The sequence below is a fragment of the Microcoleus sp. OTE_8_concoct_300 genome (assembly GCF_031383065.1).
GTDB lineage: Bacteria > Cyanobacteriota > Cyanobacteriia > Cyanobacteriales > Microcoleaceae > Microcoleus.
On sequence record NZ_JANMZH010000275.1, the window covers coordinates 20,894 to 45,910 of the forward strand.

At 45.9% G+C, this 25,017-nt stretch carries 28 protein-coding genes; 11 read left to right on the top strand and 17 right to left on the bottom strand.

The genetic code is table 11. From position 1 onward, the window contains the following. Positions 1–160 precede the first annotated feature (160 nt). Positions 161–1,051, bottom strand: coding sequence for an alpha/beta fold hydrolase (locus ACUVJL_RS12875; protein ID WP_445246208.1), 891 nt, complete (start codon positions 1,049–1,051; stop codon positions 161–163). Positions 1,052–1,420: 369 nt separating this feature from the next. On the opposite strand from ACUVJL_RS12875, the gene ACUVJL_RS12880 reads away from it, so the two are divergent. After that, positions 1,421–1,579, top strand: a complete 159-nt coding sequence (locus ACUVJL_RS12880) for a hypothetical protein (protein ID WP_445246209.1) — start codon at positions 1,421–1,423, stop codon at positions 1,577–1,579. A gap of 735 nt (positions 1,580–2,314) precedes the next feature. Here the strand turns inward: ACUVJL_RS12880 and ACUVJL_RS12885 are convergent. The 4 genes from ACUVJL_RS12885 to ubiG all read right to left on the bottom strand — a co-directional run bounded on the left by ACUVJL_RS12885 (position 2,315) and on the right by ubiG (position 4,874). Further along, a complete protein-coding gene (locus ACUVJL_RS12885; protein ID WP_445246210.1) occupies positions 2,315–2,455 on the bottom strand; it encodes a hypothetical protein in 141 nt (46 codons plus the stop codon). Positions 2,456–2,723: 268 nt separating this feature from the next. Further along, a complete protein-coding gene (locus ACUVJL_RS12890; protein WP_445246211.1) occupies positions 2,724–3,089 on the bottom strand; it encodes a flavodoxin domain-containing protein in 366 nt (121 codons plus the stop codon). A 162-nt stretch (positions 3,090–3,251) separates the two neighbouring features. Beyond that, positions 3,252–3,578 carry a cupin domain-containing protein gene (locus ACUVJL_RS12895; RefSeq protein WP_445246212.1) on the bottom strand — a complete coding sequence of 109 codons (327 nt, stop codon included), beginning with the start codon at positions 3,576–3,578 and terminating at the stop codon, positions 3,252–3,254. 450 nt (positions 3,579–4,028) lie between these two features. Further along, the gene (gene ubiG, locus ACUVJL_RS12900) at positions 4,029–4,874 is read right to left on the bottom strand and encodes a bifunctional 2-polyprenyl-6-hydroxyphenol methylase/3-demethylubiquinol 3-O-methyltransferase UbiG (RefSeq protein ID WP_445246213.1); all 846 of its coding nucleotides are present in this window, start codon (positions 4,872–4,874) and stop codon (positions 4,029–4,031) included. 229 nt (positions 4,875–5,103) lie between these two features. On the opposite strand from ubiG, the gene ACUVJL_RS12905 reads away from it, so the two are divergent. Next, positions 5,104–5,835 carry a TIGR04283 family arsenosugar biosynthesis glycosyltransferase gene (locus tag ACUVJL_RS12905; protein WP_445246214.1) on the top strand — a complete coding sequence of 244 codons (732 nt, stop codon included), beginning with the start codon at positions 5,104–5,106 and terminating at the stop codon, positions 5,833–5,835. 407 nt (positions 5,836–6,242) lie between these two features. On the opposite strand, the gene ACUVJL_RS12910 is transcribed toward ACUVJL_RS12905, so the two are convergent. From ACUVJL_RS12910 to ACUVJL_RS12945, 8 genes are all read right to left on the bottom strand, one after another. Then, a complete protein-coding gene (locus ACUVJL_RS12910; RefSeq protein ID WP_445246215.1) occupies positions 6,243–6,929 on the bottom strand; it encodes a DivIVA domain-containing protein in 687 nt (228 codons plus the stop codon). Further along, complete coding sequence (gene coaD / locus ACUVJL_RS12915; protein WP_445246216.1) at positions 6,812–7,390, bottom strand: pantetheine-phosphate adenylyltransferase; 579 nt, start codon at positions 7,388–7,390, stop codon at positions 6,812–6,814. Before coaD ends, ACUVJL_RS12910 begins: the two co-directional genes overlap by 118 nt. Positions 7,391–7,558: 168 nt before the next feature. Then, positions 7,559–8,392 carry a M15 family metallopeptidase gene (locus ACUVJL_RS12920; RefSeq protein ID WP_445246217.1) on the bottom strand — a complete coding sequence of 278 codons (834 nt, stop codon included), beginning with the start codon at positions 8,390–8,392 and terminating at the stop codon, positions 7,559–7,561. Positions 8,393–8,624: 232 nt separating this feature from the next. After that, on the bottom strand, positions 8,625–8,804 hold the full coding sequence (locus ACUVJL_RS12925; RefSeq protein ID WP_445246218.1) for a helix-turn-helix domain-containing protein: 180 nt from the start codon (positions 8,802–8,804) through the stop codon (positions 8,625–8,627). 39 nt (positions 8,805–8,843) lie between these two features. After that, positions 8,844–9,206: a helix-turn-helix domain-containing transcriptional regulator gene (locus ACUVJL_RS12930; RefSeq protein WP_445246219.1), complete on the bottom strand. Its 363-nt coding sequence runs from the start codon at positions 9,204–9,206 to the stop codon at positions 8,844–8,846. Next, on the bottom strand, positions 9,190–9,537 hold the full coding sequence (locus ACUVJL_RS12935; protein ID WP_333363616.1) for a type II toxin-antitoxin system RelE/ParE family toxin: 348 nt from the start codon (positions 9,535–9,537) through the stop codon (positions 9,190–9,192). Before ACUVJL_RS12935 ends, ACUVJL_RS12930 begins: the two co-directional genes overlap by 17 nt. A gap of 47 nt (positions 9,538–9,584) precedes the next feature. Continuing rightward, positions 9,585–9,953: a helix-turn-helix domain-containing transcriptional regulator gene (locus ACUVJL_RS12940; protein ID WP_445246220.1), complete on the bottom strand. Its 369-nt coding sequence runs from the start codon at positions 9,951–9,953 to the stop codon at positions 9,585–9,587. A 10-nt stretch (positions 9,954–9,963) separates the two neighbouring features. Continuing rightward, positions 9,964–10,290 (bottom strand): type II toxin-antitoxin system RelE/ParE family toxin, encoded by a 327-nt coding sequence (locus ACUVJL_RS12945; protein WP_445246221.1) that lies wholly within the window; start codon positions 10,288–10,290, stop codon positions 9,964–9,966. Between ACUVJL_RS12945 and ACUVJL_RS12950 the strand changes: the two genes are divergently transcribed. From ACUVJL_RS12950 to ACUVJL_RS12980, 7 genes are all read left to right on the top strand, one after another. Continuing rightward, positions 10,279–10,500, top strand: coding sequence for a hypothetical protein (locus tag ACUVJL_RS12950; protein ID WP_445246222.1), 222 nt, complete (start codon positions 10,279–10,281; stop codon positions 10,498–10,500). The two genes, ACUVJL_RS12945 and ACUVJL_RS12950, sit on opposite strands and share 12 nt — an antisense overlap. 62 nt (positions 10,501–10,562) lie before the next feature. Beyond that, complete coding sequence (gene typA / locus ACUVJL_RS12955) at positions 10,563–12,353, top strand: translational GTPase TypA (protein WP_445246223.1); 1,791 nt, start codon at positions 10,563–10,565, stop codon at positions 12,351–12,353. Positions 12,354–12,672: 319 nt separating this feature from the next. After that, positions 12,673–13,824 (top strand): AAA family ATPase, encoded by a 1,152-nt coding sequence (locus tag ACUVJL_RS12960; protein ID WP_445246224.1) that lies wholly within the window; start codon positions 12,673–12,675, stop codon positions 13,822–13,824. Then, complete coding sequence (locus ACUVJL_RS12965; protein WP_445246225.1) at positions 13,814–14,398, top strand: hypothetical protein; 585 nt, start codon at positions 13,814–13,816, stop codon at positions 14,396–14,398. Before ACUVJL_RS12960 ends, ACUVJL_RS12965 begins: the two co-directional genes overlap by 11 nt. Before the next feature lie 225 nt (positions 14,399–14,623). Then, entirely contained in the window at positions 14,624–15,496 is an 873-nt protein-coding gene (locus ACUVJL_RS12970; RefSeq protein ID WP_333128956.1) for a ParA family protein, read from the top strand. Further along, the gene (locus ACUVJL_RS12975; protein ID WP_445246226.1) at positions 15,493–15,939 is read left to right on the top strand and encodes a hypothetical protein; all 447 of its coding nucleotides are present in this window, start codon (positions 15,493–15,495) and stop codon (positions 15,937–15,939) included. Before ACUVJL_RS12970 ends, ACUVJL_RS12975 begins: the two co-directional genes overlap by 4 nt. 26 nt (positions 15,940–15,965) lie before the next feature. Further along, a complete protein-coding gene (locus tag ACUVJL_RS12980; RefSeq protein ID WP_445246227.1) occupies positions 15,966–16,442 on the top strand; it encodes a hypothetical protein in 477 nt (158 codons plus the stop codon). A 261-nt stretch (positions 16,443–16,703) separates the two neighbouring features. On the opposite strand, the gene hpsL is transcribed toward ACUVJL_RS12980, so the two are convergent. After that, on the bottom strand, positions 16,704–18,368 hold the full coding sequence (gene hpsL / locus ACUVJL_RS12985) for a hormogonium polysaccharide biosynthesis protein HpsL (RefSeq protein ID WP_445246228.1): 1,665 nt from the start codon (positions 18,366–18,368) through the stop codon (positions 16,704–16,706). A 548-nt stretch (positions 18,369–18,916) separates the two neighbouring features. Between hpsL and ACUVJL_RS12990 the strand changes: the two genes are divergently transcribed. After that, positions 18,917–19,624, top strand: coding sequence for an alpha/beta hydrolase (locus ACUVJL_RS12990; RefSeq protein ID WP_445246229.1), 708 nt, complete (start codon positions 18,917–18,919; stop codon positions 19,622–19,624). Positions 19,625–19,767: 143 nt separating this feature from the next. Here ACUVJL_RS12990 and ACUVJL_RS12995 read toward each other — a convergent pair whose 3' ends face one another. The 3 genes from ACUVJL_RS12995 to ACUVJL_RS13005 form a co-directional block, all read right to left on the bottom strand. After that, positions 19,768–20,664, bottom strand: coding sequence for a succinate--CoA ligase subunit alpha (locus ACUVJL_RS12995; RefSeq protein WP_445246230.1), 897 nt, complete (start codon positions 20,662–20,664; stop codon positions 19,768–19,770). 89 nt (positions 20,665–20,753) lie between these two features. Then, the gene (locus tag ACUVJL_RS13000; RefSeq protein WP_445246231.1) at positions 20,754–21,983 is read right to left on the bottom strand and encodes an ATP-grasp domain-containing protein; all 1,230 of its coding nucleotides are present in this window, start codon (positions 21,981–21,983) and stop codon (positions 20,754–20,756) included. A 337-nt stretch (positions 21,984–22,320) separates the two neighbouring features. Next, positions 22,321–23,838, bottom strand: a complete 1,518-nt coding sequence (locus tag ACUVJL_RS13005; protein WP_445246232.1) for a glycosyltransferase — start codon at positions 23,836–23,838, stop codon at positions 22,321–22,323. 246 nt (positions 23,839–24,084) lie between these two features. On the opposite strand from ACUVJL_RS13005, the gene ebsA reads away from it, so the two are divergent. Further along, the gene (ebsA, locus tag ACUVJL_RS13010; protein WP_445246233.1) at positions 24,085–24,459 is read left to right on the top strand and encodes a type IV pilus biogenesis protein EbsA; all 375 of its coding nucleotides are present in this window, start codon (positions 24,085–24,087) and stop codon (positions 24,457–24,459) included. Positions 24,460–25,017 lie beyond the last annotated feature (558 nt).

The following is a 25,017-nucleotide window of genomic DNA, read 5'->3' on the forward strand; positions in this document are numbered from 1 at the left end:
GTTTGACGCTCGAATTATAGGGTTAAGGTACTCCGTGCGCATCCTACATAATTAGGTTCAGAAGCAGTATTATATAGCCTTTCGAGCGAAAGATGAGGTACTATCCGGCATAGGGCATAGGGCATAGGGCATAGGGCATACCTCACTTTTTTGAGAACCGCTATATATTAGCTGTGAAACCTAAAATATGTTGAGCGGTAATCTGCGGCTTTTCTAAGTGGGGAACGTGCCCGCAATCGGGTATCCAAATTAGTTGGGAATTGGGTATCGCCCTTGCAAACTTTTCCGCATCCGCCGTCCCCAAAATCCGGTCTTGTTTTCCCCACAAAATCAGCGTCTGTTGCTGAATTTGAGCCAATTTTTCCCCAAAACCTCCGTAACCGCCACTTTTTGTAAACGCAATTAAAGCTTCATTCCAGTTGGGCATTTCCAGGTGCAAAGCGGCGCAAATTTGAGCGTCGCTGGAGGCTAATTTTCCATCAAAATAAGCATTGACGCTAATCCGCTGGCGAATTTTGGGATTGCGTAAAAATGAAGTTGCCAGATATCCTAAAGGAGGAATTAAAAATTTTCCCTTATTAGAACTGATGGCAAAACCTGCGCTATCTATTAACACTAATTGTTTCACAGCGTCGGGATAATTGAGAGTGAAATCAATTGCTGCTGCACCTCCCATTGATGCGCCAACTAAGATTACAGGCTGCGAAATTAGCGTTTTCCAAAAATAGTAAAGGTGACTTTCAATTGCCCTGGCGCTGAATGGCAAACCTGCGGCTCTTTCTGTAAACCCAAAACCCAACAAATCAACCGCCCAAGTTTCATTTTCGGCGGCCAGCAGTGGCAATAGGCGGCGGAATTCAAACACGGAACTGTCGAAGCCGTGAATTAGCAAAAATGGCGTGTTTCCGCTGCCTTGGCGCACGTAGGTTGTGGAAATTGGCTCTGAATTTAGGGGAGTTGTAATTGCCTCCCGTTGAATGCTTTGGGCTAAGGCAATTGAGGTAGATTCTGTGAGTTGTGCGATCGATTTTGGCAGAAAACTTGCTGACATAATTCTTGATAAATTGTGAATTGGTAGGGGCGGTGCCCCTGTGCTCGTCCTAACATTTAAGTATATATGCTTGCTCGATCGCAATTTTACGAGTTGGGGTGAGCGATCCATTAAAATTCGATCGATACTTAGTATCCCTCTGCCCAGGCTAAGGCTGAGTTTGTTAACCCGATGTTACAATATTTTATAATTGTTGCCAATAATTCCTTTTTAATCTCCTATTACCTTCCTCTGCGTCAAGAGCGCCTCTGCGGTTAATTCAAAAAAACTAATAGACAAATACAATAAAATTAGCATATCATTTACTCACAGAGCTGAATATATGTTAAATAATTTTTACATTTTTTCTAAAATCTCAAAAAGATACTGATGATAACTCAAACTCCATTCCTCAAAATCCTACAAACTAAAATTAGCGGAATAAACTGGAGCAACTGCGCCAAAACAGTAGAAGCAGATCGGCAAAACTTGCCCGGAATTCCCGAAATTAATGTAGTCTTTGCCACAGAAAGTTTAGGTATAAATTGAACAAGGAATACCAATAGCAACCTCATATTAAAAATTAAAATTTGCTTGGCGGCTGTGTAGAGATAGCCCAAAATTTAGTATTTTTCGCCGACTCTGGATAGAAGTCGTGAAAGAAATGCCTACCCTCTTGACATTCCCAAAGCCGAAATCCTTTTTTAAGAAATTTAGACCAGTGGCGCATCACAATAGGAGATACAACAAAATCCGTTTTTCTACTGCATATAAACAAAGGTATTTCTCCACCTTCATTGCGGGGATTACTCATCCTAAATAAAGAGTGCGGACAAAGAGAACAGGCTAAGTCCTCCTTAAAATATGATATAAATCTTTGATTTATACTTTGATTTTTCAATTTCAGCCTATCGCCAACCATTTGATTCAAAACTTGTTTGCGACTCCCGGAAAAAGCTGAAAGATGCCTATAGTAATGTGCTTGCCAATTAATAGGATATAGCCAACCGACAGCTAAAAGTCCCAAAGAACTTACTTTGTGAGGATAGCGGCGCGCATACATTAAACCTACTAATCCGCTGGTACTGTGACTTATTAGATGGGCGTTGCTGATTTATGGTATGAACGACTCAATATGCAAAAAATGAAACAAGCGCGTCAGAACATCTTCGGAATTTCCAACTTATCTATTTTCATACCGTGATTCAGCAACCCCATTAGATGAAGTGGGCGATCGCGCCCTGTTAAAAAATCGTGCAAAAGTTCAACAGCCATATCTAAAGATCATGCTTCGTCTTCAGTTTGTTGGTATTCCCATATTTGCACTGGTACAAAATCATTTAAGTAGGAAAGCAGGCAGCGATCGAAGAATTGCCAACTCGGAGTTACACTTAACCCAAGCACGTCATCTGAACTCAACTTCATTTATTTTAAGTTGGAGATAGAGTTATTGACAATTATAATTTATCTGCTTGATTTTTGGGCTGGTTGAGTGTGTAATTTTGACTTCCCAACATCATCTAATTACAAAACGAACCCTACCGTTAAGTTTACAAGCTAAATTCTTTCTTGAGTTGAGATACTCAAGATTTGATGGGCGCTTCCGTCAGATCGGATTGGTTATCTTCATCAATAGCAATACCCAATAATTTCCCATCAACTACAGCTTTAGATTCATTAAAATCCTAACCGTCTACCGGCTAATAGCCAGCGGTTTAACCTCCTTCGCGATATTTTCAGCCAAAATCCCCATTGCATCCATAAATTTATCCGGGTAGCCTACTTGATCCCTAGTCCCCAAATAAGCTAATTTTTTGCTGCTAACATCAATATGATCAAGTTCGGGAAACCAACCTCCCCAGTCGCTTTGCAGTTCGCGGATATTCCAAGTTAGACAAGGGATAATCAGACATTTGTATTCTGCCAAATCATCATTCTCAACGCTGCCTATCTCGTGCAAAATGACGATATCGCCGCCCACTTCATCCCGAATTATTTCCGCTACAGACTCAGTTTTGTCCGTTGTAGTTCCGTAAAAAAGACCAATTGCTTTTGACATTTTTACTCAGAAGATGAAAGTTGACAGTGTTTTAAATTTATTCTTTTTGAGTCAGGATTTGGCATTTCCTGCCTGCAATTGAGACAAAAACAGTAGACACGGTTGTGGCAAACCTGATAAATTAGGGAGTCAAGGCAGCAAGGACACTGTTTTTTCATCGGGTTAAAGTTGAAAATTCATCAACCAAGCTGACTCGCTCATATCGGGGTCGGCTTCGCAGTCAATTAGTAACAGATTCAGGGTCGTTTGTACTTTTAGACTGCGCGGGATACCGGCGGGTACAAACACAAATACTCCCGGTTGTAAAGTGACTGTTCGATCGCACACCGTGAGAGTTCCCACTCCTTCTAAGACGGCGAGGGTTACATCTTTCGATTTATCGAGCTCAGGTATTTCAGAATTTTTACCCAAACTCATCAGTTTTTGGCTGTCGGCGGGTTGTCCGTCGCTGATTCGATCGGCTGACGCGAAAACTATTGCTGCTGTCACGGTGATTGACCTCCAGGTACTGTTAACTTCCGGCAATTATTGCAATTAATATTCAATAAGCTACCATGCAAATTAGAGAGATTGTCAAGAATTAAACATTAAGACTTGTTACAAAAAGCTGTCAAGCTAGGTCTAAGCTTAGCAAAAACAGCCCCCAATTCCGACAGGGCGGTACTTTCGGGCTGTCGAACTGAGAGGCTCGATGGCTTAACTTTAAAAATACTTGCTAATTATTTGCAGTTAGTTATGGGAAGTAGGTTTGTAGTGCGATCGCCAATATAGCAATTCTCAATTGCCCGCAATACAGTAAGGTGCACCGCTGCGTGCGCACCCTACAAAATGCAATAGAGGCGGGTTTTAGCCGGATTTGTCGATCGCCCAAATCCGTCTCAAACTCGCCCCTAATGACAACAGTTAACAATCAACAATCAACACTCAACAATTAACCGACTAATTCTTCGCCCCTACGCCAACATACATAATCGACGTATCCTCATTAATTTTGATTTTAAACAAGCCAGACTTTTTGTAATCAACATAGTTAGCTATATTAGAGATTAGCACTTGAGAAACCTGTTGGAAACTTTCCCCAGAAGGAAATAGCTGCTTTCCACTTTTAAAATTTCCCCAAAAACCGTGTAACTGGGCTAAAATAGCGCCCATTTCTCCAAACATATCAAAACCTTTAATTTCAATCTTGCCGAAACCCGTATCGCGCATTACCACAGAAAGTTCATCCGGGGTAACAAACTTTTCCCAATCGTGAACGCCCCGCTTAATTTCCTGCAATGTATTTTCCATCAGTCCAATCATCACAATTTGCGAGGAAAAAGTTCGGTTGATTGTATCAAAAAAGAACAGTCCTCCAGGCTTGAGAATCCTGTGAACCTCACCTACAACTTTTTTGTAATCGGCAACGTGTTCCAAAACATCCACGCAGATTACAACATCAAAGGTATTGTCGTCGTAGGGCATATTTTCGGCAAAACCTTGCCTGTAGTCAATCTCAAAACCGCTGGTAACTGCGTGATTTTGAGCGGCTACAATACATTTGTCCGATCGATCTATTCCAGAAACAATAGCGCCTCTCTCGGCGATAAACTCGCAAGAAAAGCCGCCGCCGCACCCGACATCTAAGGTTTTCAGCCCTTGCCAATTAGTCGCGTGTCTGTCGAAAAACTCAAATCTGGGTTTGTTTAGATGGTATAAGGCATAAATTTTAGCATTTTCGTCCCACCAATTATCGGCATTTTCCTCATAAAATTCTAAATCATTTTTTACTTCAGTTTTCTGCACGATTTTCTTAATCCTGATTAGTGGGAAATATAGGGGGCGATCGCACTTTTGCCTAATTTTATAGGAATGACGCCAACCAACCCGGTTTCTGTGAAAAATCCGAGGTTTCGTGACGAGTTCGCAGCCAGACACCGGGTTTGTGAATCCGCGCGGGTAAGTTCTATTTTCTGGTTAGTTGTGAATCGCCACAGTTTTTTATTATAATATCTATGGTATAAATTTCAACCAGATGGATCGCGTTTCTATTATCATCCCAGCCCTCAATGAAGCGACTTGTCTGGAACGCACCCTCCGCCAACTCAGCATCCTCAATCCTCCCGCTTGGGAAGTGTTGGTGGTAGACGGCGGCAGTCAAGACTCCACAGCGGCGATCGCACTTTCGGCCGGCATCCGCGTTATTTCTAGCACTACAGCCGGACGTTCCTTGCAAATGAACTTAGGTGCCCTTGTCGCCACCGGCGAAATTCTGTGCTTTCTCCACGCCGATACTTTAGTTCCCGACGATATTGTAGCAGTTATCCAGAAAACATTGTCCGATGCCGAAATTTCCGGCGGCGGGTTTATCTCCCTGATGGCTGGTTCGCAGCAAACAAGATGGGGTTTTTCCCTCCACAATTACCTGAAAACTTATTACGCGCCGCTGTTATTTCGACCTCATTTATTTTTCAAAGGATTGCGCCTGCTGTTTGGCGACCAAGTTATTTTTTGCCGCCGTACCGATTTTTGGGAATGCGCTGGTTTCGATGCCGCGCTGCCAATTATGGAGGAAGCGGATTTGTGTTTGAAGTTAGTGCGACGGGGGAGACTTAAGTTAGTCAATCGGGTAGTGGAAAGTAGCGATCGGCGAGTGGCAAATTGGGGCGAATTTAAAGCAATTGCGATCTATCTTTCGATTGGTTTTTTGTGGGGTTTTGGCGTTTCTCCCCGCTATCTCAAGCAGTTTTATGAAGACATCCGCTAAAACACAAAATCCGATTAAATTCCCAGAAGGTACTGGCTGTAATTTTTGGGCAGAACTTTCTGCAACAGGTAAATAATCGCCAAAAAACCGAAATTTGAATCAAATTAGGAATTTTTTTTCTGATGACTACAATAGCAGAAAATGTTATATTTGCTCCTCTCTTCACAAAACTTATGTCGGCCCAAATAATATCAAATCCGCCCTTCATCGGAATTATTCATCTCTCTGTTCTCTTCAAGAGCGTTCTCTGCGTACTCTGCGGTTTAATCATTCCAATGCAACCGGAATTGATATAAGTCACCGAGTGCTGGGATTGAGGAAGAAAGACTATCAAGACTATTCCGAAAAAAAATCTACCTCAATTAGGTAGACTTTTAGAAAGGTTCCAGCAATGAGTTAACGGTTGGCTAACTGTTGGTGTTATGGATGTGCGAGGCAGAAACACTATCCAACCGATCGCGCCCGTTGCGGATCACGCGCAGCATATCGCTCAGCTTCTGCTCGATATTATCGAGCACTTGGTCGGCATAATCGTCGGCTCCGTTTTGAATTTCCTCGCATTCAGCCATCGCCCTCACTCTCATCTCTTCCAATTCCTCTTGAGCCTGGTAGCGAATTTGTTCGACCTCCGCCAGCGTCGCCTGCTGAATTGCCTCGCAGTCGAGCAAAACTTGCTGCCGCAACTGATCTGCTTCTATCTTCGCCTGCTGGAGCAGGCCCATATCATTTAAAAGTTCTGCCGCTCGCTGTTCTGCTGCTTCTATCACTTCCTGAGCGTAAAGTTCCGCCTCTTGAAGCAAGTCGTCCTTGTGCCGGATGATCGTCTCGGCTTCCTGAAAGGCGATCGGCAAATTTAGCCTCACCAAGTCTAACTGATCTAGCAACTGTTCTTCATCCACCAGAGTGCGTCTGGTCATAGGAATTCGCGGGCTGTCGAGAACAATTTCCTCAAGCCGATTCAATTCCCGCTGGATGTCTACTCCTGCGGTTCGGGTGGGATCTCCGAAGGCGGCTGTGTTCTGAGGTGATTCGTTCTCAGTGCGGAGGCCGTTACTGTCGGGTTCGATGCGAGTTGGTTCCTGCTGGCGTAACATTTGTAAATATCTAGGGCGACGTGTTTCGGAACAAGATGATCAACGGAGCCACCAAACTTGGCTATTTCTTTAACTACACTACTACTTAAAAAGCTGTACTCGTTAGAAGTTGCCAAAAAAACTGTTTCAATTTCACCCAGAAGGGTTTTATTGGTGTGGGCCATCTGGAGTTCCATTTCAAAATCTGTTAATACCCGGAGCCCCCGCAGCAGCACTTTGGCTTGTCGAATCTTAGCATAGTTTACTGTCAAACCCTCAAAACTGTCTACTTCTACGTTTGGCAAGTGTTGGGTAGAGCGCCGGATCTGCTCGATCCGTTCCTCTACGGTGAACAGAGGGGTTTTGCTGGGGTTTTTGACTACCGTAACAATTACCCGATCGAACAGTTTACAGCCCCGCTCGATAATGTCTGCGTGACCGAAGGTAATGGGGTCAAAGCTGCCTGGATAGATTGCAATCACGAGTTTGGCTCAACCGAGTGGGGGGAGTGGGGGAGTGGGGGAGTGTGGGAGTGTGGGAGTGGGGGAGTGTCCGAGTGGGAGGAAAATCTTCCCGCTTGACTTAATTCTCTCAACATCCATCGGTTAAATCCGTTAAATCCCGTACATTGCTGGTTGCCGAACTTCCTTCTACTTTTTCAGGGAATGAGCTTTGTAGAAAGTTTCGAGGCTTTGCTTGTCGCCCACAAACCGCCAGTGCCAAGGCTCGTAACTGACGCCTTGGCGATTGTTTTTGGGGAAGGACATTTCAAAGCTGAAGGCGACGGCGTTGGCTTCTAACCACTTGAATGCTTGGGTATTTTCAAAACTGGGACTGAGGTTGTTTTCCGGGGCGCTGCCGTCGCCGATGTCGATGGCGTAACCGGTGTGGTGTTCGCTGTAACCGGGAGGGGCGCTGACTTCGGCTCGCTTGCTGGCGTTTTGCCTGCGTTCGGCTTTCACGTCAAAAAATACGTGCTGTTGGTCTTCGAGGGAGCGAAAGCCTGATAGGGGAGCGAAGTAGATGCCTGAAGCCGCTGCGGCGTTGGCCATTTCCTGATATTTTGCTGCTGCTGAGGTGCGGAGTTTGAGGCTACCGTCGGCGGTGACGCTTACCAAGTCTTTGGCTGGTGCTTCTGGGTACGGCAAGTGTCCAAGCAGGTTGTCTGGGGCGGCGGCGGTGCCGGCTTTTGAGTTGGTAGCTGGACTCGTGACTGATCCAGACGGCGAACTCACTGATGCTGGGTTTTGTTGAGTTTGCTCTGCCTGACTGGTGGCTGGGAACAAGTTAAAGTTGAGGTGCAGCCAGATGCTCACCCCAAAGCCTAATGCGGCCAACCCTAGCAGTTTCCAAATCAGCCCTTTTTTCTTGGACTGACTCGGCCCTGCTTCTAGGTATGGGTGGTCTCGCACTGCTTCTGGAATTTCGTCGGCGACAAGCTCCGAGGCTTGCGGGGGTTTTCTTGACAGACTAGCGTTATCCAAGCCAGCTCCACTCCTGCACTTCAATAAGGCTCAACGTTAAAAATTGTAGACCGATATGGGCGATCGAACAGCTACAATTGCCGCTGAGAATATATCATCTCTTTCTGAGGAAGCCCCGTCCCATCCGCCAACTCTGGCATCTTTTGCGATCGCGATCGTCGCACAGTAGATCGTCCATGCGAACTCGCACTGGTTGGCGCTGGTGGCGCTGGTTTATTTTAAGTGTAATTTGTTACTGTTGGACCAAATCCCACAATTGTGCGATCGACACATCCAACGTCGGCGCCAATTTTAGCCGAGCACCGATGTTAGCCATTGCCATACCGGGCGATGGGGCATAACTTTTAACAGTATTGTAGGATACCCCGGAGCGATCGGCTACTTCCTTCAGCGAGCCGTCTTCGAGCGCCATCAATGTCTAATTACTAGCTTAAAGCTCGATCGACCAAAATCAAACATTACCAACTTCCGCCAACTCAGCACCACCAACAGAACCTTCGTCTTCCCCTTTCTCCCCTTCATCAACCGCAACTGTTAACTTCAATCCCAAAGCCTTGAGCCAATTAGCCAAAGCATAAATTGTCGCGCTTCCATTCTGCGACAACAAAACATCTAATTTTTCCAAATGCAATTTAGCATCCTCTGCAGACATATTTGGTTCGCCAAGAGCCTCAAATACATTGCTAAGTACGAGTTCCAGCAAACCAGGTTCAGGCTCTTCGTCTTCCAAATGCGCTGTTAGATAAGCCGCAGCGTGCATTTTATCCTTGAGGGCTTCAATCAGATAATCCTGATAACTATCGCTCGTTGGCATTTTGGCGTTCTCCATATTCTTTCCAATACTCATACGCTTTGCGGATATCTTGTTCTTGAGTGCTTTTATCTCCACCGCAAAGGAGAAGCACTATTGTTGACCCAACTTGCCCGAAGTACACGCGATACCCAGGCCCAAAGTCAATTTTCAATTCGCAGACTCCTTCCCCAACCGACTTGCTGTTTCCTAAATTCCCCAAGCGAACTCGGTCAAGCCTTTGCTCAATTTTAACTACCGCATTCAAATCCCGCAGGGAACTAAGCCACTCTGCAAAAGGATTTTTACCGTCTGGGGTAATATAACGCCTAATTTCCCTCGGTTGTACTTCCATAAAGCCGATCGTAGCTGCTAGCTGATTATACAGGCGATCGCCCAAAATCAAACATTACCAACTTCCGCCAACTCAACATCACTAACAGAACCTTCGTCTTCCCCTTCATCCTCTTGAACAACCGCAACTGTTAACTTCAATCCCAAAACCTTCAGCCAATTAGCCAAAGCATAAATTGTCGCACTTCCTTCTCCCGACAACAAAACATCTAATTTTTCCAAATGCAATTTAGCATCTTCTGCAGACATATTTGGTTCGCCCAGAGCCTCAAATACATCTCGAAGTGCTTTTCGCATGATTCCTAATTCCAAATCTCCTTCTTCCTCCTCAAGTATCTCTGTGAGATAGCCAGCCGAATATGCCGGATCTTTAAGATTTGAAATTTTATAGGGGTGATAAGGTAAGCTCTTAGGCATTGTCATTGTCTTAACTCCTGTAATCTGTCCAGTATGTTTTAGCCTTGCGGATATCTTGCTCTTGAGTGCTTTTATCCCCGCCTATCAACAAAAGTACAATTGTTTCTTCTACTTCTCCAAAATAGACCCGATAGCCGGGACCGTAATTTATCCTCAACTCATAGACACCTTCTCCGACCGATCGATAATCTCCGAAATTTCCAGTCCCAACTCGATCGAGTCGCCGGTCAATCTTAAATTTTGCCTTGAGATCCCGCAGGGAGTCTAACCACTCCGAGAAAGGAACTTTGCCGTCTGGCGTGCTATAACGCTGAATATCTCTGGGTTGTACTTCCATAAAGCCGATCGTACTTGCACCCTCATCTTAATACCGGCGATCGCCCCCTATCAAAGCTTCTTCACCAGGGCCAACTCAAGATCGACGATCGAAAGAAACTCTGCCGTCAGGCGTGGTGTAACGCTCAATTTCTCTCGGTTGCGCTTCCATAATCTTGATTTTAGTGACGATCGCACTCGAATCTTACAGCCCCGCCCGATCGCCCCTTGACTCGATGCGCTACAATTATTAAGAAATCTTTAGTTAGCTCCGTTTAACGTTCCAGACGCATTATGAGTCTTCCCATTCGCAACGTCGCCATCATTGCTCACGTCGATCACGGCAAAACCACCCTTGTGGACGCTCTCCTCAGACAGTCCGGGATCTTCCGCGAAGGGGAAGAAATCCCAGATTGCGTCATGGACTCCAACGACATCGAGCGCGAACGTGGCATTACCATCCTTTCCAAAAACACCGCCGTCAGGTACGGAGAAACCCTGATCAACATCGTCGATACCCCCGGACACGCGGACTTCGGCGGAGAAGTCGAACGAGTTCTCGGCATGGTTGACGGCTGTCTGCTGATCGTAGACGCCAACGAAGGCCCGATGCCGCAAACCCGGTTCGTACTCAAAAAAGCCCTAGAAAAAGGACTGCGCCCGATCGTCTTTGTCAATAAGATCGATCGCGAGCGAGCCGACCCCCACAAAGCCGTCGATAAAGTTTTGGATCTGTTCCTCGAACTAGGTGCTGACGACGATCAGTGCGAATTTCCCTATCTCTTCGGTTCCGGCTTAAGCGGTTACGCCAAAAAACACCTCGAAGACGAAGGGGTAGATATGAAGCCCCTCTTTGAAGAAATCCTCGACCACGTACCACCCCCCGTAGGCGACCCCAACAAGCCACTCCAACTGCAAGTAACCACCTTAGATTACTCAGAATACGTCGGTCGCATCGTCATCGGCCGCATCCACAACGGCACGATTAGAATCGGTCAACAAGCAGTCTTAATCACCGAAAGTGGCGCGATTGTCAAATCAAAAATTACCAAATTGATGGGCTTTGAAGGCCTGAAGCGGATTGATATCCCAGAATCTTCTGCTGGTAATCTTGTCGCCGTTGCCGGTTTTGCTGATGCGTATATTGGCGAGACAATTACCTGCCCCAACGACCCGCAAGCCCTGCCTTTAATCAAAGTAGACGAACCAACTTTGCAGATGACTTTCTCTGTGAACGATTCGCCGTTCTGCGGTCAAGAAGGTAGTTTGGTAACATCGCGACAAATTCGCGATCGGCTAATGCGAGAACTCCAAACCAACGTCGCCTTGCGCGTCGAAGAAACCGAATCTCCCGACAAATTCCTCGTATCCGGCCGTGGCGAACTCCACCTCGGAATTCTGATCGAAAATATGCGTCGCGAAGGATACGAATTCCAAGTATCTCAACCGCAAGTAATCTACCGCGAAATCGGCGGTCGTCCCTGCGAACCCTTTGAATGTTTGGTGTTAGACGTACCCGAAGAAGCAGTCGGCGGCTGCATCGAACGCCTCGGTCAGCGGAAAGCAGAAATGCAAGATATGCACGTCAGCAGCACCGGTCGCACCCAAATCGAATTTTCAGTCCCCGCTCGCGGTTTGATTGGATTCCGAGGCGAGTTCATGCGCTTGACTCGCGGCGCTGGAATTATGAACCACAGCTTCCTCGACTATCGCCCCCTCGGTGGAGAAATTGTCGCCCGTCGCAACGGAGTATTGATTTCCTTTGAAGAAGGAGTTGCAACCCAGTATTCACTGAAAAATGCTGAAGACCGCGGCGTATTTTTCATTACCCCCGGAACCAAGGTTTACAGAGGGATGATTATCGGAGAAAACAACCGAGATGAAGACATGGAGCTGAATATTTGCAAGTCGAAGCAGTTGACAAACCACCGCGCATCTGGCGGTGAAGAATTGGCGCAATTGCAAGCGCCGATCGACATGAGTTTGGAGCGCGCTTTGGAGTACATCGGCCAGGATGAATTGGTGGAAGTAACACCACAATCAATTCGTTTGCGGAAGGTTTCTAAGAAGTTGGTGAAACGCTAAAACAACTTGAGGGCTGGCAATTTTGCCAGCCCTTAGTGTCAACGTCAAACTGTATTTAAAGGCAATATTAATAATTGTAAATAATCCAGTAATTATGAGAACCATCTAAATTTGATAAGAAATTAAGCAGACGGAACCATGAAAACCACCGTTGAACTTAACTAAGAATAGGTTAAAGAAGCCTTTCACTTAACCAATTTCAAGACATAAAAATAACTAATTGGCTTTGCTTTGCAAGTACAAAGTCTTGTGGGAGAACCGATGTATTTCTAATCGACCCTTAAATTGCTAATTATCCTAACGTTTATCAATAAAAATTATGCTGAAGAGAATTTATGTAAATAATTTTAGATGCCTGGTCAATTTTGAATTGACAGTAGATAGCTTAAATCTCTTTCTGGGTTCAAATGGATCGGGCAAAACTACCGTTTTCGAGGTTTTAAGAAAACTACAGAAATTCATTTTAGGCGATCAAGCTTCCCAGCAAGATTATAAAGTATCCGATTTGTTTGCAAGCAAGGATTTAACAAGATGGCAAAAATCCAACATTCAAAAATTTGAATTGGATATTCAAGGAAATGGTGGCATTTATAAATATACCCTAGAGATCGAACATCAAGGAGACTATGCACCTCCTAGAATGCGACTAGAAAGCTTAACTTTTGACGGACAACCTCTGTTTAATTTCTGGGTTGATGCAGGGGATAGAGGTATGCCTGTAGGTCAAGCTAGGCTGTATAATGACGATCCCGATCGCGAAGGTGCTTTCTTGCCCTTCTTTGATTGGTCGCGTTCTGGCATTGGTTTTATTTACGAGAGGCCTAACAATCTAAAGCTTACATGGTTCAAAAAACGGATTTCTAACTTTTTTATTGTACAGATCAATCCTTATATAATGGAATCAGAAAGCCTTAAGGAGGAAAGTTCACCTAACTGGGATATGTCAAATTATGCAGCTTGGTACAGCTATTTATCTCAAGAATATCAAGGTAAAGTCTTTAAATTAACGCTGGAATTACAAAAAATTATCCAAGGATTTGATTCATTTCAAAATTCTAAATCCGGTGATGTTAGGATTTTGTCAGCATCTTTTACCCGTCCCAGCAAGGCTGCTTATAGGCTTAATGAATTATCACACGGTCAAAAAGCTTTAATTGCTCTATACACCTTAATATATTGTTCTCCTGATGATAATTTTACTTTGTGTATTGATGAACCAGAAAATTTCCTGGCTTTACCGGAAATAAAACCTTGGTGGGGTAGGGTGATGGACTATTGTCTGGAAAATAAAGCACAAGCAATGTTAATTTCTCACCACCCCTCATTAATTAATTACTTAGCTAGCAATTCAGGTTATTGGTTTGAACGAAAAGATAATGAAGCTGTCCGCGTGCGGCGAATTACTGATACTGAAGAAGAAGGTTTATCAGTTGCTAAGCTTATAGAACTTGGATGGATTTATGACGAGTAGAGATGATTTACCAGAAGTAACTATTCTCTGTGAGGATATTGACCAAGAGCGATTTATCAGACAATATCTAATCTGCCGGGGCTTGGACGATCGCAAAATTAAAGACTTTGGCAATCCTAAAGGGAGAGTAATTGAGAATAACAATGCTTTGATACTCAAGCATTATTCAGCTATTATGAAAAGTTATAGAACAGGTAAGTACAGAAATATTGCTGTAGTGGTAATGATTGATGCTGATGAAGATAGCGTGTCTGATAAAATGCGTTCTTTACATAAAAAAATAGATGAAGCTGCAGGTAATTTAAACAAAGATACGCGACTGCCTAATGAGAAAGTTGCTATTTTTGTGCCAGCCCGAAATATTGAAACGTGGTTTTATTACATTATGGAAGGGCAAGAATGTAATGAAAATACTGATTATAAAGATAAAAAAATGAGTGCAGAAGAGAGGATTAAACTAGCTGAAAGCGCGGCAAAAAAATTGGCTAGAGAAATATGTCCTCAGGGAGTCGATCGCATTACTTTGCCTTCTCTCCGTTATGCGTGTACGGAGTTGCAACGGCTACAGTTTTAAAAAATGAGTTAGTTGATGTGAGATGATGTTCTGTTAGATCCCCGATTTCTTAAAGCCATCGACTATCTGGGTTTTCTGTTTTCTTAAATTGTTCTACTTCGTTAATAATATATCATTTTTATATATCAATTGGCAGATCGGGCTACTCGTGGGCGATCGCAGGCTGAACAAAGTCACACAATATGTTTTAATTTATATTTGAGCAAAACCTAAACAAAAGCAGCCATGAGTCCTAAATCAATAGCCGTAATCAACTTTAAAGGTGGTGTCGGAAAGACCACTGTCACTTGGAGTCTGGGAAACATTATATCCCAAGGAACAGACTTAGAAGTCTTGATGTTAGACTTAGATCCGCAAATGTCGCTCACAGAGGCGATCGGACTTAACGAAAATACGGGTCATTTAGATGACAAGTTTGGTAAGTGGTACGAACAATCTCTCAAGCATAGACTTACAATTTACGACGCTTTAGAAGTCTTTAAAAAAGCCGGACATAATTTTAAATTTCCCGTGGGTTTCGACACCATTTATCAGATAGACGAACAGTTGCATTTTGTCCCTTCAGTTGAAGAATTGTATTGGTTGGATATCGATGGATTTGAGGGGAAAAGTGTTAAAGACTTCATCCGCAGATTTATCGGCAAAATCGCCAACTCTGCCAATCTCCCCAAATACGATTTGATGCTTTTTGACTGTTCACCTTCCTTTAGTCTCCTCACCTACAGCGTACTCTCTTGCTGCGACTTAATATTGATTCCCGTCAATCCCGATTATTTTGGTTCTAGGGGATTGAGCTTAGTTTTAAACTCGCTCCAGAAACGGATTGAGCCTTATCCGTTTCCCAAGATTGCAGTGTTTATGAATAAAGCTAAAATCTATGGAGGATTGCTGACAAATGAAGTTCAGTTTTACATGAGAGAAGTAAAGAGACTTTGTGCAGAGATATCAAAAGATAATAACATAGAAGTTAGATTTTTAGAATCGACGATTCGGGAAAGCGTCGGGCTAAAACGGGCGATTAATGAGGGAGAACTGCCGCGAGAATTAGTTAGAGAATTTGAAAAACTATGGCGCGAGTGTGAGGAGTATCTGAAATGAATAAAAAAGAAATTTTGGCTGCTTCCGAACAAGAAAGCGGAGGGTTAGTTGAGCAAATTAGCGAACTTAAGGAAATCTTGCGGGAGGTTTCTAGAAAATTAACCCGGCTTGAAACTCAAGTCAAGCGGGGAGTGCTTTCTGCTGGGTCAAAAACTTCTGATATTCCCACGGCTGCTGATGTAAATAAACCTGCTAATTTATCGGCTGCCAATGTTCTCGAAGTTTATGAAGAACTGCGTTTACAAGCTAAGAATGGTAATGAAGAAGAGGTGAGGCAAAAATTGTTAGCAATGAGTGCAACTGACTTGAACTTGATGTGTTGCGAGTTAGGGATGCCGCCCAGCAGCAAGAATCCGTCCCGAAAAAAAATGTTTGAGCTAATTATTGGCAGAATTAAACAGAGTTTGAGGCTGTCGAGACATATCGACAGACAAACACTTTAAAAATTAGCAGCAGATGCATCGATAAAATGCGTTTTAACTGGCATTTACCGCTGGGATATGGAACAGCAAAGAAGTCCGTTCCACAAAAGCCTCTTCCACAAGAGTTTAAGTTGAGTGTGGGGTGGGCTTTTTCCCCGCCCCTGAAAAGCTTGTTGCAAATTCTGCAACTTCTCCGCTTCAATAAATTATGGTCGAGAAGTGCGATCGCCCTATTTTCACTAACACTCTTAATCAGCTTGTTTTTGAGCCTTCAGGGCCCCGGAACGCCCGCAGCCCAAAAACTAAGGATACTACCGTTTACCGCCCTCCAGATGCGCGGCAGCGAGGCGAGAAACAATTTATTTGCGGTCAATGCTACCAGTTGGGCCCGCCGGGAACTTGCACCCAATATAGATGTTAGCCCTACCCTAGTTTGGTCGCCCAACGGCCAGCGACTGGCTTTCGTTAGCGGAGACACCGACATCTATACAGTCAATACAAGTGGTTTAATGTGCTACTTATAGCGGTAAGGTGCGCACTGCAAACGTACAGATAGAGGTTATGCGTAAGTCCTGATATAGCAATCCTAAATCATTTGTGAATTTCTTACTCCCTCCCCAAGGCATCGGGGAGGGTTGGGGTGGGGTAAAAATTTTACGACTCCTGCAAGGATTGCTATATAGAGGTTATGCGTCCAGGACTGACATAGAGGTTCTGCGTCCAAGAGTCAATCGGTAAGGTGTGCAGTGCAAACCTGCAATATAGAGGTTCTGCGTCCAAGACTGTCAAATTGGGGCCGATGCAATAATTTTTTTCTCCTTTAATTGCTGGTGAACTTGCAAATCATTTGACTCAAGTTCCTGGTGTTTTTCATCCTGCACCTGTTTGTCAATTGTGGGCAACTTTAAAATCGCCCCAGCTAAAACCCAATAATACACGGACACTGGATCTACATCCAGCGGATAGTATTGAGTATTGAGCGTAATAAATCCCACAAACACCCAAAAACTCGCTCCGTAACTCCGCAAACTTTTGTCTTTCACAGATCGGTAAGCTCTAAAAGTTAGAAAAGCCAAGTGTAAAAGCATGATTTGAAAAGCAATCATTCCCGGATAACCGAGTTCGTAGATCAACTTAGGTTGGAAAGTTTCAATTAGCTGCGTGGTACCAAATATCCGCGTTGAATTAGTCGCTCGTCCCACACCTCTACCGAGAGGTCTGTCAATAATAAAATTGTTGCTCTGCTCGAACTGATTAAAGAGAAACTGCAGGGGTGGTGCAGCATTCCAGCGGCTAACAACACTCTCCAAGCGCTGCTCGATAATTCCCGGGTTAATTGCTGCACCGACAAATAACAGAATCGCCAGTCCTCCAACGATGGGAATTAATCGTTTTAAATTAACTAATTGACCTGTGAGAACGAGCAGGATAGCGGTAGCAACGGGAACCATAACTAAAGCAGCTCTTTGACCGGAAATAACTGCATTGGCAAATACTAATGCCATGCCAAATAAACCGATAACTCGCCACCAGAATGAAGGGTCGCAAAAGGCAGAGGCAAAGGTTATAAAAGCATTAGAAATTAAAAACCACGCCCACTGCCAAGGCGCTACAAAAGTTCCCGGCAAGCGGATAAACTTGACTTCTGGACTGAACACCAAAGAACCGCCGACCAAACATCTAGCTTGCAGCGTTGCTTTATATAATTCTTCTCCGATCATTCCTCGGGTGCCCGCACACTTTCCACTTTCCAGCAACAGGTACTGAATCAAACCGAGAAGGCAGCAAACAATCGCCAAAACGACGTGCATTCGACTAAAAAATACTAAATCCTTCTTAGTGCGGAGCAGATAATAGGTACAAGCGATCAGCGGTATGTAACCTATCAATACTTTTAAGCCGAGAATTCCTTGCAGAATTGGTTTGTCGCCCGCCCTAGGGTTGAGCTGCATCTCCCCGTTGACAAAAATTAAAGTCAGCATTGCCATCATCAACAGGATGCTGAAGGTAGAAAGCATTTGTTTGGGAATGAACAGGGGCAACAGTTTCTTTTTGCAGCTTTGAATTAGGGCGATGAGAGCTGGTATGTAGAAAGCATCTTTGGCTACTTGAAATGCAGCATTCCCGCCGCCAATTGCGTAAGTAATTGTACCGCTGAAAGGCAGGTAAATTAGAAAAGCCCACAAAGCTTGACGGGGGTATTTGTAGGAAAGCAGTAAGATGGCTCCGGCTGCCCCTCCTGCAACAGCAATCTTAGGGCTGGCTACGAACAACAGGGGGATGCCCAGAGCAACGCTGACTAAGCAGCTTATGGCGATCGCCTGCAGCAATTCATTGCGCTTTTGTGAAGTTTTGCGTTTTTGTGCTGCTACTTCTTTTTTGCTTAGCGCTGTTGTTTTTTGGCTATGCTTTTGTTTGGATTTCTTGGCTTTGCGCTTGGTTTTCAACATATAGCAGAAGGAAGTTCGGCAACGGATTCGCTTTCTGAGGATGTAATAAATGTAACGGATGTAACGGAGGTCAGTCAGAAGGTTTTAGTGATATAGGAGAGAAGGAAGAAGCAATCGACCACTTATGTTTCAGCAATTAAGAACGTCCTCACCGTCAGGGCGGTTGCTATAACTTTTAGAAGGTACTTATGTATTAGGCTGAAGGCACTTTGATGTCGAAGGCACTTATGTAGAAGGTAGAAGGCAGAATGAATAGAAGAAAAAATATTTCTGTAGATGTGATTAGTTATTCTTAAAGTCGAGAGCGACCAAAAATGTCGGTCGAGATTGTGGGTGGGACGCGGGCACAACTTATACCATTTTAGATTTTAGATTAAAGAATTGAAGAATGGGGAATGACCAATGAAGCTCGTGGTTTAGATGACGGGCCTACAGTTGCATTGTGTTTGGGAACTGGGACTACCTTCGTGACCTGGTAGAATATAACTGCTGCATCTATAATGTACAAACCTCAAAAAAATAATTTTAATCGAGCGGTGAACGTGAAAATGAAATTAACAAAATTTGTATCGATCGGCATTGCCCTACTTTTAGGAGCAAGCGCGAGCATATTATCTAGCACCAGTACAGCATTAGGGGCCCAAAAAATTGTCCTCACATTTGGCCCGATCCGACAAGCCATCAATATCAGCGACTTAGAAGACTTTGCTAAAGACGGCACGACGACGCCAACCCTCCAACAAATTATCCGGTTCTCCAAAATGGATCCGCAAATACTGCGGGGGTTGATCGGTTTAGAAATCGGTTTAAAGCCGGCTAATCTGGCCAGGGTAGTTTACAGCACCCCGGGAGAAAAAATCACTGACGAAATCGGTCAAGCTATTCGGACTCAGCGCCGCACAGAAAGCGGCAAAGCGCTGCGGGCGGCGGTGATCCTGGCAGCCGGGGACGACGGTAAGGTATCGCTGCTGGAAATCCTGAAAAAGTATCCTCTGGCCGAGGTTTACGTAGATGTTGCTAGTATTAGTGGCACTGTTGGGAAACTTCAGAGTTTAGCCGGAACTCTGCAAAGCCTGCTTCAAGATGTGATGCGATCGACAACTCGCACAACTGAAACAACTCGCACCGAAAGCCCGATCGAACCTCCGCGCAGCGTTGGGCCAACAACTGCGCCTCCAGCGCGCCGCCGGGCTGAACCAGCACCCTTGCCAGCACCAGCACCGCAGCCTGACAGGCCCGTCAGAGGGTTGTGGTAAGGAGATTATAAATGTGTCGGGCGGGCGGGTTTAGCCTGCTGTTGTGGCATTCTGCAGAGAATTTTGAGACAAAACCCGCCACCGCCCTACCCCTATCCCAACCCCGAAGAGGGTTAGGACTATGGTGAAAACTCCCAAAGCAATCAATTTTTCTTTAGCATTTTTTTGAGCAACTTAGGAACCTCCGAAGGTCGAGCCGCCACAGGTATGTCCGCCTCTTCAAAGGCAGCCATTTTGTTTGGGGCCGTAACTCCAAAGGCTTTCTGGGCGGCAGCCCGAGAACTGATCAGGATGCCGGCGTGGCCCAAAGACGGCCCCTTGGGAGCGTAGCGGCCGGCCAGATAAGCAACTACGGGTTTGTCTATTGCCTCGGCGATGTAAGAAGCAGCAGCTTGTTCACTCCACCCGCCAACTTCACCCACCAAAACCATCGCTTCGGTACTGTCGTCTTCGTCCAAAATTTGCAGCCACTGCATAAAAGAAGAACCGACAATCGCGTCGCAGCCAATACAAACCGCCATCGACTGTCCCAACCCCGCCTCAGTCAGTTCTAGGGCAACTTCGTAAGTCAAAGTGCTGCTGCGGCTGATCACCCCCACGGGGCCGGGAGTGTAGAATTCCTTGGGGTGAGTTCCCAGCAGCAGTTTGTCGGGCACAATAATCCCCGGACTGTTGGGCCCGATTACCAAAGTTTCGGTGGCCTCTGCTTTTCTGACTAAGCGCACCATATCCAGAGGAGGTACTCCCCCAGTGACGATCGCGATTTGCCGAATTCCTCCCGCGATCGCTTCTAGCGCCGCATCCAGCACCGCGTAAGCGTCTACAAAAATTACCGCAGTGTCAACGTGACCCACTGCCGCCACTGCTTGTTCTACCAAATCAAAAACCGGAATTCCCTCCACTTCCAGCCCCCCCCGACCGGGACTGACACCGGCGACTACATTCGTGCCGTATGCTTTCATCATCAGGGCGGCGCGGGTTGACGCGGGAGATTCTGTAATGCCCTGTACTAGGACTTTGCTTTCAGGAGTTAAATTCATTTTTTCCCACTTGACACTCGATCTTTAAAAAGCAGAAGGCCTTCGTCTGTGCATAACTCTTGTCTTTTGCCTCACGACTGCAGCGGACGCTACTTGGCGGCGGATACAGAGGTGGCCGCAGCCTCATCCAAAGTGCTAGCTAGCTGCACCGGCAACTGTCCCAAACGCTTTTTAACAGCATCCGCATCGAGCTCTACCAGGCGCAGCACAACTTGGATGTGGCGGTTAGCGCGAGCTTTCCGTTCCAAATACCCCGCTACTGCGGCGATGATTTCCTCACTCTTGGAGGCGCTGCCCAAAATATTTACAAGTATCACCTTAACGTTTTTATCCTGAGCGACTAACTCCAGAGCCAAATCTGCGCGATCGCGCAGGGCATTTGCTGCATCGTAGCGGTCTAGGGAACCCATATTCACAAAATTAGCTGGTTTTCCTCCTTGGTGGGTTACAGCATCCAGAGTTGCCATTGTCAGCCCGACGCCGTTGCACAAAATCCCGATATTCCCGTCTAGTTCGATTAATTGCAGGGAGTCGGAATTCGAGATTGGGGATTGAGATTTGGGGTCAAACTCTGGCGATTGCTGAACCTTCGAGTTGGAATTAAGCCGATCGCCTGGGGCATGGGGACTTCTCCTTTCCCGTGCCAACCCGCCCAAGAGCTTCTTCTCCGAGAGTGCTACCAAATCTGGATGTCGCCCCAAGGCATCGTCGTTGGCAGTGACTTTACCGTCTAAAGCCATTACCTCTCCCCTTGGGCTGATGCCGAGAGGATTAATTTCTACTAGATCTAAATCTTTTTCGACAAACAGCCGGTACATTTTCTCGACAATGGTGCTCACGGATTGAATCAAGTCTCCCTGCAATCCCATTTTCAGCGTGAGACGCCTCGCGTAGAATGGGGAAAATTCCTGGTCTACGGCAACTTGCTGCATTTGCTCGATCGACCCTTCGACATCCATACCTCCTTGTCTCGATCCCAGAAGAACCGGGCGTCGCGCTACGGGGTCTAGGAGTACCGCTAAGTACAATTCTTGGTCGGCGTTGTACTTTGCTTCTGCCAGCAGGACTTGGGGATATTCATCCTCGATCGGCAAATTAAAAATTGTTTGGGCGGCAGCTACTGCATCGATCGTATTTTCCACAAACTTGATACCGCCCGCCCGGCCCCGTCCCCCTGCCCGCACTTGCGATTTTAGTACAACGGGGTAGGGAATCTTCAGTCCTTTGAGGTCGGCGAGATTGTCAATCCGCTGCGACGGCAAAATCGGAATTGCCATCTGGCGAAATAAAGATTTAGCTTGGTACTCTAACAAATCCATTATCAATTACGGGTGACGGGTAGTTGGCAACAAGCAATTCGTCCTGATTGGCAATTCATAATTAATAGATAGTAATTGGTTTTTTGTCAAGTTAAAAGTTAAAAATTCTCGCTTTTATCTTTTAATTTTCGACTTTTGTATTGCCGATTACTTATTCGCTATTACCGCTCGCCGATTACCTATTACCTAAGCTGTTTCAAAGTGTTTTTTTCTCGGAATTGCCAAATTTTACTGGCTGCTCTGGCGGGGACATATTTGGCGAGCGTTGGTGTTTTTTTTTTCTCCGAAAATCTTCGGACTTTGGGCAATACTTTGCCGAGATATTTCTGCTAATTGTTTACTTGATGCTACTATCGGCGCCTTGATGGACGGTTTTGACCCATTTGAGCCGCTTGGGCCGTACTGCAATCCGAGCCGTCACAGTCCCTACCAGCAGCCAGTGGAACATATAAACAGTACCCCGCAGCGTTTGCAGCAAGGTGGCAAAAACTCTTTTAACGTCAAATTTGGTCTCTTTGCGAGTGCGGCGCAAACCGACAAACATTCCCACCACAGACAAAGTAAGGGTCATAAAAGTTAGGGGACTGGCGATCGGCATCCGGCGCAGCGCAATTGACATCACAAAGTCGGGTAGGGCTACTGTGGGTAAGAAATATTGAGATACCCAAAATCCAAATAAATCCCAAGTTTTCCCAGTTCCCATGCGGTTCCGCAAAATTAGCCGCCAGTAGTCAAGATAACGCTGATAGCCACCTTCTGCCCAGCGATTGCGCTGATGCCACAGGGCGCGAGCGTTAGTGACTCCTTCTTCTGACACGGCTGGGAAAGCTAGAAATTCAATGTCCCATCGGTCTAGGTGCAGCCTCACCGTCAGATCCAGGTCGTCGGTAATCGTTTCCTCGTTCCAGCCACCGCAGCGTTCTAAGGCGTTGCGACGCATGAATTGGCCGTTACCGCGCAATTCTCCAATGCCGCCGATCGCAATCCGCTGCTGCTGGAAAAAACTGTCGAGAGCCATTTCTGCTTCTTGGCCGCGAGTCCAAAAATTTACCGAAGCATTGGCGATCGCTTTTCTGACTTGCACGGCTCCTACCTGTTGTTCCTCGAACACCGGCAGCACCCTGCGCAGCAAATCCGGCGTTACCGTCGCGTCGGCGTCAAATACTCCCACAAATTCCCCGCGAGTCAGTGGCAATACTTGATTCAGGGCTCCCGACTTGCCGCCGCTGGCATTTGCTCCCCTGCGAAATACTTTGAGCTGGGGGTACTGTTTGGTTAGCTGTTCCAATACTAGCGGTGTGCCGTCGCTGCTGTGATCGTCGATCGCCCAAACTTCGTAGCGGTCGATCGGATAGTCTACATTGCAGATTGATTCTACGAATCGGGCAATCACCGCTTCCTCATTTTTTGCCGCCACCAGCAGCGACACGTAGGGCCAATCCTCTCTACTTTCATCGGCAAGAGGCGGCAGTGCGGGCTTGGGCGAAGCAAACAAAACTCGAAATGCTTGCATCCACAGCAGTCCCGTCAACCCCCACACTACCCACGCACCCCAAGAAATCAAGTGCAGGGCGATCGTGCCACCCCAAATCGCAGTTAGCACGGCGGCTGCTTTTCCCCGCCGTCCCCGGTACAGATTTGGAGGAAAAGAGGGACATCCCGGCACAGACACCGCCACCGGGAGATGAGCTTTTGTTTCCGCGTCAAACACCCTGTCGCCAATGTCTGGTATGGCAAATACTTTGCCGACCTTCGAGTTCGAGGTCAAACTCTTGAGCTCTTCTTGAGCTAAATCAGAGATGTCCAAGTTAAGCTCGCTGCGAGCGTCGTTTTCTGGCCAAGAACTCTCCTGCATAGGTTACTTGATTCAACCACCAATAGTTTTTGATTTTAGAGATAAGTATTTACTGTACCAGTTTCTGGCCTTTTGTCGAAAGCAGACGGGAGGACAATCCGTGGGCTCGCTGCTTCTGAGATCCGGGTAAACGGGCATTGCATAGATTCTTTGGGATGACTTTTGCTTGCGATCGACCCGGAATATCTGCTAGTTTTTTCAGGGGATCTCAACTATCTGTTAGTAATAATTGTCTTTCGTGGAAATATGTCTCTTCCTCAACTCAAGCCAGCCGACGACAAAGAAGTGAAAGTCTACGCCCCTTTCTGTCAAGAGCCCAGGCGCAAGTTTTTGCCGCACGCTATTGGCCTCTACAAGCTCAAAAGCTTGGAGGGGGCAAGAAAAATTGACGGGGGCGAGGACGTGCCGTTTGTCGCTAGTTGGAATATCTCGTCGCTGCCGATCGACTTAACCCGCTGTCGGGTGTTGTTTGACGGCAATGCTGAACTCAGCTACGAAGTGACTATGCAAAGCTCTGAGTTTGTCACTTGCTTAATTGAGGTACTCGTGACTTTTCAGCGGACTCGTACCGTCGATTTTTCTAAAACGTTTTACCGCAAGCTGATGCGAATGGATGAATAACTTTCACCCCAGCCGCACTCCGGAAAGTCCGCAATTGACAATCAAGCAATTTAATCCGGGCCCCCCGGATTGATTCGTGGATCGAGAAAAAAGCTCCTCGCTCCCGATCGCCAGCCCCCGGATTTATGAGTGGGGTCGCTTTCTTCAATCTAAAATCTAAAATCTAAAATCTAAAATCGATTGACGGGCGCTATAACTGGCGCACCAATAGTGTAACGTCACGGGGGCGGCGACATTACATGATTGGTGCGCCAGTCCTATGTTAAGCTGCTGTGCATCTAATTAAACAGTCAATTTTTCTACAATTATTGTGGGACGGGAATCCTGCCCGTCTCTGTCTTAAATTATTGTGGGACGGGAATCCTGCCGGTCTCTGTCTTAAATTTAGATGCGCAATAGTAACTGAGTTGTTGCATTATTCTCAAGAAGCTCTTTGGGCGATCGCACTTCTTCCCACCGCTTTCGGCAAATCTCCAGCAGTTTTCAGTTGAGCGGGATACAGATTTCGCCTAGGGAATCAGGCTTGGTCTGAGTCCCTACCTGTATTTCATCCAATTA